General features: G+C 74.2%; 9 protein-coding genes. 6 read left to right on the top strand and 3 right to left on the bottom strand.

Translation table 11 applies throughout. The features are described from left to right. Positions 1-110 precede the first annotated feature (110 nt). The 4 genes from ABT118_RS16365 to ABT118_RS16380 are packed head-to-tail and all read left to right on the top strand — an operon-like array spanning position 111 to position 5,825. A complete protein-coding gene (locus ABT118_RS16365; RefSeq protein ID WP_502884565.1) occupies positions 111-1,247 on the top strand; it encodes a CaiB/BaiF CoA transferase family protein in 1,137 nt (378 codons plus the stop codon). Positions 1,248-1,259: 12 nt separating this feature from the next. Continuing rightward, positions 1,260-2,402: an acyl-CoA dehydrogenase family protein gene (locus ABT118_RS16370; RefSeq protein WP_350668990.1), complete on the top strand. Its 1,143-nt coding sequence runs from the start codon at positions 1,260-1,262 to the stop codon at positions 2,400-2,402. A gap of 17 nt (positions 2,403-2,419) precedes the next feature. Then, positions 2,420-3,634, top strand: a complete 1,215-nt coding sequence (locus ABT118_RS16375) for an acetyl-CoA C-acetyltransferase (RefSeq protein WP_350668991.1) — start codon at positions 2,420-2,422, stop codon at positions 3,632-3,634. 31 nt (positions 3,635-3,665) lie between these two features. Beyond that, a complete protein-coding gene (locus ABT118_RS16380) occupies positions 3,666-5,825 on the top strand; it encodes a 3-hydroxyacyl-CoA dehydrogenase NAD-binding domain-containing protein (protein WP_350668992.1) in 2,160 nt (719 codons plus the stop codon). On the opposite strand, the gene ABT118_RS16385 is transcribed toward ABT118_RS16380, so the two are convergent. From ABT118_RS16385 to ABT118_RS16395, 3 genes are all read right to left on the bottom strand, one after another. Next, a complete protein-coding gene (locus ABT118_RS16385) occupies positions 5,822-6,565 on the bottom strand; it encodes a MerR family transcriptional regulator (protein WP_350668994.1) in 744 nt (247 codons plus the stop codon). The genes ABT118_RS16380 and ABT118_RS16385 overlap by 4 nt on opposite strands. A gap of 61 nt (positions 6,566-6,626) precedes the next feature. Next, a complete protein-coding gene (locus tag ABT118_RS16390) occupies positions 6,627-7,316 on the bottom strand; it encodes a response regulator (RefSeq protein ID WP_350669219.1) in 690 nt (229 codons plus the stop codon). Next, on the bottom strand, positions 7,301-8,611 hold the full coding sequence (locus ABT118_RS16395; protein ID WP_350668996.1) for a sensor histidine kinase: 1,311 nt from the start codon (positions 8,609-8,611) through the stop codon (positions 7,301-7,303). Before ABT118_RS16395 ends, ABT118_RS16390 begins: the two co-directional genes overlap by 16 nt. Positions 8,612-8,813: 202 nt before the next feature. On the opposite strand from ABT118_RS16395, the gene ABT118_RS16400 reads away from it, so the two are divergent. After that, positions 8,814-9,506, top strand: a complete 693-nt coding sequence (locus ABT118_RS16400) for an ABC transporter ATP-binding protein (RefSeq protein WP_350668997.1) — start codon at positions 8,814-8,816, stop codon at positions 9,504-9,506. Beyond that, positions 9,503-11,851 (top strand): ABC transporter permease, encoded by a 2,349-nt coding sequence (locus ABT118_RS16405; protein ID WP_350668998.1) that lies wholly within the window; start codon positions 9,503-9,505, stop codon positions 11,849-11,851. The genes ABT118_RS16400 and ABT118_RS16405 overlap by 4 nt, the downstream gene beginning before the upstream one ends. Positions 11,852-11,861: the final 10 nt, after the last annotated feature.

Raw genomic sequence — 11,861 nt, forward strand, 5'->3', positions numbered from 1 at the left:
TCCGCCTCCCGCGGCCCGATCGCAAGGTTGGCCGGAACGGGCTCGCGCCACCCTTGTTACCGGCTGGTCACTTGTCTATCATCGCGAGTGTGACAGCCCCACTGTCAAACATGGGAGGACGGTCGGTGGCACAGAGGACCAGCCCCGGGCCACTGGCCGGGGTCAGGGTGGTGGAGCTCGCCGGGATCGGCCCCGGCCCGTTCGCCGCGATGCTGCTCGCCGACCTCGGCGCCGACGTGGTCCGGGTGGACCGCCCGGGCCCGGCCGTGCTCGGAGTCGACCCGGCGTACGACCTGACCAACCGGAACAAGCGCTCGGTGGTGGTCGACCTCAAGGCCCCCGAGGGGCCCGGCCAGGTGCTCGACCTGGTCGAGCGGGCCCAGCTGCTGATCGAGGGCAACCGCCCCGGCGTGGCCGAACGCCTCGGCGTCGGCCCGGACGCCTGCCTGGCCCGCAACCCCGCCCTGGTCTACGGCCGGATGACCGGCTGGGGCCAGGACGGGCCGCTGGCCCAGCGGGCCGGGCACGACCTCGGGTACGCGGCCACGGCCGGCGTGCTCGGCCTGGCCGGTGCGGCCGACGGCCCGCCCGCCTTCCCGGCCAACCTGCTCGGCGACTACGCCGGCGGCTCGCTCTACCTGGTGGTCGGCCTGCTGGCCGCGCTCCGGCACGCCGAGCGGACCGGCAGCGGACAGGTGGTGGACGCCGCCATCGTGGACGGCGCGGCCCACCTCACCACCATGCTCTGGGGCCTGCTGGCCGCCGGGCTCTGGCAGGACGGACGGGGCGTCAACCTGCTGGACGGCGGCGCCCCCTGCTACGCGGTCTACCAGGCCTCGGACGGGGGATACCTCGCGGTGGGGGCGCTGGAACCGCAGTTCTACGCCGAGTTCGCCCGGCTGCTGGAGCTCGGCCCGGACGCCCCCGGCCAGTACGACCAGGCCCGCTGGCCCGAGCTCCGGGCCCGGATCGCGACCCGCTTCGCCACCCGGACCCAGGCCGAGTGGGCCGAGGTGTTCGAAGGCACCGACGCCTGCACCGCCCCTGTACTGACCCTCGGTCAGGCCGCCCGGCACCCGCACCTGGTGGCGCGCGGCACCTACGTCAGCGAGGGCGGCACCACCCAGCCCGCCCCCGCCCCGCGCTTCTCACTCACCCCCGGCGCGCTGCGCCGCCCCCCGGCGCCCCCCGGCAGCCACACTGCCGAGGTGGCCCGGGACTGGGACCTCAAGAGCCTCACCGGCTGAAGGCAGGAAACCGTGCAGCGTGAGATCTGGACCGAGGAGCACGAGGCGTTCCGGGAGACCGTCCGGGCCTTCCTGGCCAAGGAGGTGCTCCCGCACCACGAACGCTGGGAGCAGGCCGGGATCGTCGACCGCTCGGCCTGGCTGGCGGCCGGCCGGCAGGGCCTGCTCGGCCTGGCCGTGCCCGAGGAGTACGGCGGCGGCGGCTCCGCCGACTTCCGCTACCCGGCTGTGCTGGCCGAGGAGTTCACCCGGGCCGGGGCCAGCGGGCTGGCACTCGGCCTGCACAACGACATCATCGGCCCGTACCTGACCCAGCTCGCCACCGAGGAGCAGAAGCGGCGCTGGCTGCCCGGCTTCTGCTCCGGCGAGCTGATCACCGCGATCGCGATGACCGAGCCCGGCACCGGAAGCGACCTCCAGGGCATCGCCACCCGGGCCGAGGACCGGGGCGACCACTACCTGCTGAACGGCGCCAAGACCTTCATCTCCAACGGCATCCTGGCCGACCTGGTGGTCGTGGTGGCGAAGACCACCGCCGAGGGCGGCGCGCACGGCCTCAGCCTGCTGGTGGTCGAGCGCGGCATGGCGGGCTTCGAGCGCGGCCGCAACCTGGACAAGATCGGCCAGAAGGCCCAGGACACCGCCGAGTTGTTCTTCCAGGACGTCCGGGTGCCGAAGGCCAACCTGCTCGGCGAGGAGAACCAGGCCTTCCTCTACCTGATGCGCAACCTGGCCCAGGAGCGGCTCGCGATCGCGGTCTCGGCGATCGCCGGGGCGGAGCACCTGGTCGAGCTGACCACCGAGTACGTCAAGCAGCGCACCGCGTTCGGCAAGCCGCTGGCCAAGCTCCAGCACGTCCGGTTCGAGATCGCCGAGCTGGCCACCGAGTGCGCGGTCACCCGGACCTTCGTGGACCGCTGCATCACCGAGCACAACCGCTACGCGCTCACCCCCGTGGACGCCTCGATGGCCAAGTGGTGGGCCACCGAGCTGCAGAAGCGCACCGCCGACCGCTGCCTGCAACTGCACGGCGGCTACGGCTACATGACGGAGTACCCGGTCGCCAAGGCATTCACCGACGGCCGGATCCAGACCATCTACGGCGGCACGACCGAGATCATGAAAGAGATCATCGGCCGCTCCATCCTCGGCTGATTCGAGAGGCATTCACCGTGACCACCGAAGCGTACGTCTACGACGCGATCCGCACCCCACGCGGCCGGGGCAAGGCCAACGGAAGTCTGCACGGCACCAAGCCGATCGACCTGGTGGTCGGTCTGATCCACGAACTCCAGGCCCGCCTGCCGGGGTTGGACCCGGCCGCGATCGACGACATCGTGCTCGGCGTGGTCAGCCCGATCGGCGACCAGGGCTCCGACATCGCCCGGATCGCCGCGATCGCGGCCGGGCTGCCGGACACGGTGGCGGGCGTGCAGGAGAACCGCTTCTGCGCCTCCGGCCTGGAGGCGGTCAACCTGGCTGCCGCCAAGGTCCGTTCGGGCTGGGAGGACCTGATCCTGGCCGGCGGCGTGGAGTCGATGAGCCGGGTGAAGATGGGCTCCGACGGCGGCGCCTGGTTCGCCGACCCGATGACCTCCTACGACACCCACTTCGTCCCGCAGGGCATCGGCGCCGACCTGATCGCCACCATCGAGGGCCTGTCCCGCGCCGACGTGGACGCCTTCGCCGCCGAGTCGCAGGCCCGCGCCGCCAAGGCCCAGGCCGACGGGCTGTTCGACCGCTCGGTGGTCCCGGTCAAGGACCGCAACGGACTGGTGGTGCTGGACCGGGACGAGTTCATCCGCCCCGGCACCACGGTGGAGACGCTGGCCGGGCTCAAGCCCTCGTTCGCCGGCATCGGCGAGGCGGGCGGCTTCGACGCGGTCGCGCTGCAGAAGTACCACTGGGTCGAGTCGATCGACCACGTCCACCACGCCGGCAACTCCTCCGGCATCGTGGACGGCGCCGCCCTGGTGGCGATCGGCTCCCGCGAGATCGGCGAGCGGTACGGGCTGCGCCCGCGGGCCCGGATCGTCTCGGCCGCCGTCTCCGGCTCCGAGCCCACCATCATGCTGACCGGCCCGGCGCCCGCCACCCGCAAGGCGCTGGCCAAGGCCGGGCTGACCGCCGCCGACATCGACCTGGTGGAGATCAACGAGGCGTTCGCCGCCGTCGCGCTCCGCTTCATCCGCGAACTCGGCTTCCGGCCCGACCAGGTGAACGTCAACGGCGGCGCGATCGCGCTCGGCCACCCGCTCGGCGCCACCGGCGCGATGCTGCTCGGCACCGTGATCGACGAGCTGGAGCGGCGCGACCTGCGCTACGGCCTGATCACCCTCTGCGTGGGCGGCGGCATGGGCGTCGCCACCATCGTCGAGCGCATCTGACCACCCGTCACTCCTGGAGACCTGGACTCTCATGACTGCCACCACCCCCATCCGCTGGGAGCAGGACGCGACCGGCGTGGTCACCCTCGTGCTGGACGACCCGGACCAGTCCGCCAACACCATGAACGCCGCCTTCACCGACGCGCTGGAGGCAACCGTCGCCCGACTGAAGGCACTTGACGATCTGCGCGGCGTGATCGTCACCTCGGCCAAGAAGACCTTCTTCGCCGGCGGCGACCTGCGGCTGATCTCCGCCGCCCGACCCGGCGACGCCGAGCGGGTGTTCGACAACTCGATGCGGATCAAGCGCGCGCTGCGCGGCCTGGAGACCCTGGGCCGCCCGGTGGTCGCCGCGATCAACGGCGCCGCCCTCGGCGGCGGCCTCGAACTCGCGCTGGCCTGCCACCACCGGGTCGCGCTGGACGCGCCCGGCAGCAAGATCGGCCTGCCCGAGGTGACGCTGGGCCTGCTGCCCGGCGGCGGCGGCGTGGTCCGCACGGTGCGGATGTTCGGCATCACGGACGCGCTGCTGAAGTTCCTGCTGCAGGGCCGCCAGTACCGGCCCGCGCAGGCGCTGGAGCACGGCCTGGTCGACGAACTCGCCGCCACGCCGGAGGAGTTGCTGGCCAAGGCGCGGGCCTGGGTGGAGGCGAACGAGACCGCCGTCCAGCCCTGGGACGTCAAGGGCCACAAGATCCCCGGCGGCACCCCCAGCACCCCCGCCTTCGCCGCCAACCTGCCCGCCTTCCCGGCCAACCTGCGCAAGCAGCTGGCCGGTGCGCCCTACCCCGCCCCGCGCAACATCCTGGCGGCGGCGGTGGAGAGCGCCCAGGTCGACGTGGACACCGCGATGGTGATCGAGGCCCGCTACTTCGCCGAGCTGGCCTGCGGGCAGATCTCGAAGAACATGATCAAGGCGCTGTTCTTCGACCTGCAGGCGGTCAACTCCGGCACCAGCCGCCCGGATTCGGTGCCGGCCCGGAAGGCTGTCAAGGTGGCCGTGCTGGGCGCCGGGATGATGGGCGCGGGCATCGCGTACTCCTGCGCCAGGGCGGGCATCGAGGTGCTGCTCAAGGACGTCACGATCGAGGCGGCCGAGCGCGGCAAGGCGTACTCGGCCGGTCTGCTGGACAAGGCGGTGGCCCGGGGCCGCAGCACGCCCGAGCAGCGCGACGCCCTGCTGGCGCTGATCACCCCGACCGCCGACGCCGCCGACCTGGCGGGGTGCGACACCGTGATCGAGGCGGTGTTCGAGAACACCGAGCTCAAGCACAAGGTGTTCCAGGAGGTCCAGGACGTGGTGGCGCCGGACGCGCTGCTCTGCTCCAACACCTCCACGCTGCCGATCGGCGTGCTGGCCGAGGGCGTCACCCGGCGGGCCGACTTCATCGGCCTGCACTTCTTCTCGCCGGTCGACAAGATGCCGCTGGTGGAGATCATCCGGGGTCCGGAGACCGGGGACGAGGCGCTGGCGCAGGCCTTCGACCTGGTCCGCCAGATCAACAAGACCCCGATCGTGGTGAACGACTCGCGCGGCTTCTTCACCTCCCGGGTGATCGGACAGTTCATCAACGAGGGCGTGGCGATGGTCGGCGAGGGGCTCGACCCGTCCTCGATCGAGCAGGCCGCGGCCCAGGCGGGCTACCCCGCCAAGGTGCTCTCGCTGCTGGACGAGCTGACCCTCACCCTGCCGCGCAAGATCCGCAACGAGACCCGGCGGGCGATCGAGGAGGCGGGCGGCGACTGGCCGCAGCACCCCGCCGACGCGGTGATGGACCGGATGCTGGACGAGTTCGACCGCCCGGGCCGCAGCGGCGGCGCCGGCTTCTACGAGTACCAGGACGGCCGCCGCACCCGGCTCTGGCCCGGCCTGCGCGAGCACTTCGCCCGGCCCGGCGCGGAGATCCCGTTCGAGGACATGAAGGAGCGGATGCTCTTCGCCGAGGCCCTGGACTCGGTCCGCTGCCTCGCCGAAGGCGTCCTCACCTCGGTGCCCGACGCCAACATCGGCTCCATCATGGGCATCGGCTTCCCGGCCTGGACCGGCGGTGTGCTCCAGTACATCAACGGCTACGACGGCGGGCTGCCCGGATTCACCGCCCGGGCGCGGGAGTTGGCGGCCGCGTACGGTCCGCGGTTCGAGCCGCCGGCGCTGCTGGAGGAGATGGCCGCCGACGGCCGGACCTTCTAGGAGCCCTCGGTCCCCGGCCGCGCGTCCTCCGCCGGGCGCGCGGCCAGCTCCTCGGCGAGCGAACGCTGAAAGGCCGTCACGATGGCCTGCACCACCATGGGCTGGATCCGTTCGGTCAGGGCCTTCATCCGCTCCAGGGCCCGCTCGTCCGGCTCGCTCTCCCGGTACGGGCGCCACACCGTGTCGCGGAACAGGCGGTGCAGGTCGTGCGCGGTGGCCTGGCTGTGCAGCCGGACCACCGCGCGGGCGGCGACCAGGGTCTCCAGCGGGATGGGCACGTCCAGCACCCGCACCCCGAGCGGCAGCAGGCCCGGGTCGATCGTGAACTCCTCGGGATCGTCGGTCCGGTGCACCGCGCCCATCGCCGCCAGCCGGTCCACGTCGGCCTCCGACAGCGGCCGGCCGGCCCGGCGGGCCAGCTGTTCGCGGGTGGCCCGCTCGGCCGCCTCCGGCGTCCAGGAGGCCACCAGGGCCCGGTGGATCGCCAGGTCCAACGAGCCGACGTCCTCCGGCAGCTGCGCCAGGTAGCGCTCGATCGCGGCCAGCGTCAGCCCCTGCCGCTGCAGCTCCTCGATCAGCTCCAGCCGCCCCAGGTGCTCGGCCCCGTACCACCCCACCCGCCGGGGCCCCAGCTCCGGCGGCGGCAGCAGCCCCTTGGCGCTGTAGAACCGCAGCGTCCGCACCGTCACCCCGGCCCGCGCCGCGAGCTCGTCCACGGTCATCTGCGCGGCCGCTGTCATGGTGGAGCCTCCCGCTGGGCATCGGACGCGGCAGTACCGCTGTGACACCAGCAGTGTCCCACTACGGTCGGCCACCCGGCGCGATCAGCCCGGTCTCGTAGGCGAGCACTACCGCTTGGACCCGGTCGCGGAGGTCCAGCTTGGACAGGATGCGGCCGATGTGGGTCTTCACCGTGGTGGGGCTGAGTACCAGGCGGTCGGCGAGCTCGGCGTTGCTGAGGCCGGTGGCGAGCAGCCGGAGCACCTCCAGTTCACGGGGTGTCAGGCCGGAGAGGTCGCGGTGCAGGGCGGCGGCCGGTTCGCCGGGGCGGGCGAAGCGTTCGACCAGGCGGCGGGTGATGGCGGGGGCGAGCAGGGCGTCGCCGGACTGCACCAGGCGGACGGCGGCCACCAGGTGTTCGGGGGTGACGTCCTTGAGCAGGAAGCCGCTGGCCCCGGCGGCGAGTGCGGCGTAGACGTAGTGGTCGAGGTCGTAGGTGGTCAGGATGACCACCCGGACGCCGTCCGGGGCGGCGTCGGCGAGGATCCGCCGGGTGGCCTCGATGCCGTCCATCCGGGGCATCCGGATGTCCATCAGGACCACGTCGGGACGGGTGCGCAGGACGGCGGTGACCGCCTCGGCGCCGTCGGCGGCCCCGGCCACCACCTCGATGCCGTCGGCGGCCAGGATCATCCCGAAGCCGGTCCGCACCAGCGCCTGGTCGTCGGCGATCACCACCCGCAGCGGGGCCCGGCTCACGCGGTCCGCCAGGGCAGCAGGGCGTGGATCCGGTAGCCGCCGTCGGCGGTCCGACCCGCCGTCAGCTCCCCCTGGTAGACCGCCAGCCGCTCGCGCAGCCCGATCAGCCCCCGGCCGGTACCGGCGGAGGAGGGGGCGGCGAAGGGCCCGGCCGGGCCGGTGTCGGTGACCTCGATCTCCAGCCGGTCCCCGGTGTGGCCGATCACCACCTCGGCCCGGGCACCGGGCGCGTGCTTGATGGTGTTGGTCAGTGCCTCCTGCACCACCCGGTACGCCGTCAGTTCGACCCCGGGCGGCAGCGGTTCGGCCGGCAGCGCCACCGTGACGGCGACCGGGGTCCCGGCGGCGATCACCCGCTCGGTCAGGGCGGCCAGCCGGTCGATCCCGGGCTGCGGTTCGAGGCCCTCGGCCCGTTCGTGGTCCGGCGCGGCGAGCAGTCCCATCACGTGGCGCAGCTCCGCCAGCGCGGCCCGGCCGCCGGCCTCCACCGCCAGCAGCGCCTGCCTGGCACCCTCGGGCGCGCTGTCCAGCACCGTGCGCGCCGCGCCCGCCTGAATGACCATCACGCTGACATTGTGGGTCACCACGTCGTGCAGTTCGGCGGCGATCCGGGCCCGTTCCTCCTCGACCGCCCGCCGGGTGTCCTCCTGCTGGGCATGCCGGAGCTCGGCCAGCCGGTCCCGGCCGGCCGCCACCTGCCGCTGCCAGAACCGGACCAGACCGGCCAGCCCGCCGGCCAGCAGCAGCACCACCGCCGGGCTGGTCCAGCCGGGCAGGGTCGGCTCCGCCTCCCGGAGCGGGACCCCGGCCAGTACGGCGGCGACCAGCAGGCCCGCCGCCGCGCCGGCCCGGTGGCGGCTGTACATGACGGCGCTGTAGGCCCCGATCACACAGGTCAGCACGTTGATCCAGGACGCGTCGTCGGCCAGCGCCAGCACGGCGGTCACCACCACCGCGAACGCGGCCAGCGGGTACCGGCGCCGGGCCGCCAGCGGGAGTGCCGAGAGCAGCACCAGCAGCCAGGTCCCGGCCGACACCGAGGGCTCCTCCGCCGGCGGGGCGAAGTCGGGCGGCACCGGCAGCGCCGGGAGGTGGACGCCGTCGCCCTGCGGGCCGATCCGGATCGGCCCGTCGCCCGGGTAGCGGGTGGCCACCACCAGCGCGATCGCGGTGAGCAGCACCGCCAGCAGCAGGTCGAGCCGCCGGGCCCGGGCCGACAGCGGCGCCGGGGCCCGCTCCGGGCGCAGGGCGTCCCGTACCTGCTGACGTATCTGCCGACGCCGTCCGCGCCGCTGCTCCGCGTTCACCGGCCCATTGTGCGGCCCCGCCGCCGGGGCCCGCGTCCTCCCGGGCGACGAAGGGCCGGTCCGGCAGGCGTACGTCGCAGGGATGACCCCGGCGGCCGGACCGTCCCGGGGGAGGACGGAAGTCGGTGTCGAGGCCGACGCGCCACCGCGCCGCCCGCTCCTAGGTTCGCCGGGCAGCACCGCTACGACGTGAGGACCTGTGATGACCCAGGTGATCGAACTGTCCGGTACGGCCCGGCGCTACGACGGCGCGGGCCCGCCCGCGCTCGGGCCGCTGGACCTGACGGTGGCCCAGGGCGAGGCGCTCGCCGTGACCGGGCCGTCCGGCAGCGGCAAGTCCACCCTGCTGAACCTGGTGGCCGGGCTCGACCGGCCGACCGAGGGGACGGTGACGGTGGCCGGGACCAGGATCGACGGGCTGGGCGAGCGTGCGCTGGCGCGGTTCCGCCGGGACCGGATCGGCATGGTGTTCCAGTTCTTCAACCTGCTCGACGACCTCACCGTCACCGACAACATCCAGCTGCCCGCCCAGCTGACCGGGACCGCCCGGCGGACGGCGGCGACCCGGGCCGGTGAGCTGATGGAGCTGCTGGGCATCGAGCGGCACGCCCGCGCCTACCCCGGCCGGCTGTCCGGTGGCGAGCGCCAACGGGTCGCGGTGGCACGGGCGTTGGTGAACCGTCCGGCGCTGCTGCTGGCCGACGAGCCGACCGGCGCGCTGGACAGCGCCTCGGGCGAGGACGTCCGGGCCCTGCTGGTGGACCTGCACCGGAGCGGCCAGACCGTGGTGCTGGTCACCCACGACCTGGCGCTGGCCGAGGCCTGCGCGACCCGGACGATCCACCTGGTGGACGGTCAACTGGCCGCCGACACCCGGGCGGAGGCGCTCCGATGAGCCCGATCGGCCGGGTGGTCCGGTCCGGGGTGGGCCGACGGCGGGTGCAGACGGTGGTGATCGCGGTGGCGGTGATGATGGCCGTCGCCTCGGCGGTGGTCGCCGGGGCGCTGCTGGTCGCCGCCGACGCCCCGTTCGACCAGGCCTTCGCCCGGCAGCGCGGCGCACACCTCGCGGTGCAGTACGAACCGGCGCTGGTGAGCGACCAGCAGCTGGCCGCCACCGGCAGGTCGGCGGGCGTGACGGCGAGCGGCGGGCCGTACCGGACCGTCGCGGCGCGCGGGCGGGACGAGGCGGACCGGCTCACCCCGACGCTCACCCTGGCCGGGCGGTCCGGCCCGGACGGGGAGGTGGACCGGCTGGACCTGCGGGCCGGCCGGTGGGCCGAGCGGCCCGGCGAGGTGGTGCTCGCCGCCTCGTTCGCCGGGCCCGCCTTCCGGCTCGGCGGCACCCTGCGGTTCGACGGGGTCGACCAGGCCCTGACGGTGGTCGGCCTGGCCCTGTCGGCAGGCCGGAGCGCCGACACCTGGGTGACGCCGGATCAGCTGACCGCCCTGGTGTCGGCGGAGCGCCCGGTCACCGTCCAGTGGCTCTACCGCTTCCAGGACGCCGGGACGAAAGAGCAGTTGGCCGCCGCCCGGGAGCGGCTGGCGGCGGCGGTGCCGCCCGGCGCGCTGCTGGGGGCGCAGTCCTACCTGGACACCAAGCGCGCCGCCGACCAGGGTGCCGCGCCGACCGTCCCGTTCCTGGTCGCGTTCGGCCTGCTCGGCCTCGCCATGTCGGTGATCATCGTGAGCGGTGTGGTGAGCGGCGCCGTCGGCACCGGGCTGCGCCGGATCGGCATCCTCAAGGCGATCGGCTTCACCCCGGGGGAGGTGGTCCGGGCCTACGTCGCCCAGGCGCTGATCCCGGCCGGGGCCGGCATCGCGCTGGGCGTGCTGCTCGGCAACCTGCTGGCCCTGCCACTGCTGTCGGACACCGAAGAGGCCTACGGCGCCGTCTCGTTGACGGTCGCCTGGTGGGTGGACCTGCTGGTCCCGGCGGCCGCACTGCTGGTGGTCGGGCTCGCCGCGCTGGTCCCCGCACTGCGGGCCGGGCGGCTCCGTACGGTCGAGGCGATCGCGGTCGGCCGGTCCCCGCGCACCGGGCGCGGCCAGTGGGCGCACCGGGCGCTCGGCCGGCTCCCGCTGCCCCGGGCGGTGACGTACGGGCCGGCGACGCCGTTCGCGCACCCGGTCCGGGCGCTCGCGATGCTGCTCGCGGTGGTCTTCGGCACCGTGACGGCCACCTTCGCGGTCGGGCTGACCGGTTCGCTGAGCGCGGTGACCCGGGCCCAGGACCGGGACGGCCTGGCGCCGGTCATCGTCTTCAGCGGCCAGGTCAGGGGCCTCGGCACCCCCGCCCCCGGGCAGCGGACCGGTTCGGCCGCGGCGGCCCAGCCGGACCGGGTGCGCGCCGCCGTCGAGGCCGACCCCGGCACCGCCGGCTACTATGGCTGGGCCATCGCGGAGGCCACCGTGGCCGGTCTCACCGGTACCTCCCAAGTCGTGCTCTACCAGGGGAAGTCGAGCTCCGGCGCCCCCGAACTGATCGACGGCCGGTGGCTCGAGGGCCCGGGCGAGGTGGCGGTGCCCACCCGCTACCTGGAGCGGACCGGCAGCCGGATCGGGGACACCGTGCGGGTGACGGACGAGGGCGGGACCCGGAGCCTGCGGATCGTCGGCGAGGTCTTCGACACCTCCAACGACGGGACCCGCCTGCACGCCGACCTGGCCGACTTCCCCAAGGCCGGACCGGTCGCCTTCAAGGTCACGCTCAAGTCCGGTGTCCGGCCCGCCGAGTACGCCGAGCGGATCGCGGCGGTGATCCGCCCGATCGGCGGCGAGGCGATCGCCGACACGCCCGACCAGGGCGGCGGTCTGGTCCTGGTCCTGCAGGGGATGGCGGCGCTGCTGACCCTGATGCTGGTCGCCGTCGCGGGCCTCGGGGTGCTCAACTCCGTGGTCCTGGACACCCGGGAGCGGGTCCGTGACCTGGGCATCTGCAAGTCGCTCGGGATGACACCCGGTCAGACCGTCGGCCTGGTGCTCGCCTCGGTGGCCGGCCTCGGCCTGGTCGGCGGCCTGCTCGGGGTGCCGGCCGGGTACGCGCTGCACGGCTTCGTGCTGCCGGTGATGGGGCACTCGGCGGGCACCGATCTGCCGCCCTCGGTCCTGGAGGTGTACCAGGCCCCGCAGTTGGCGCTGCTGGTGGCGGCCGGGGCCGCGATCGCCCTGCTCGGCGCGCTGCTCCCGGCGGTCTGGGCGGCCAGGGCGCCGGCGGCCACCGCACTCCGGGCGGAGTAGCCGGCCGTGG

This window comes from Kitasatospora sp. NPDC002040, from assembly GCF_040296785.1.
GTDB lineage: Bacteria > Actinomycetota > Actinomycetes > Streptomycetales > Streptomycetaceae > Kitasatospora.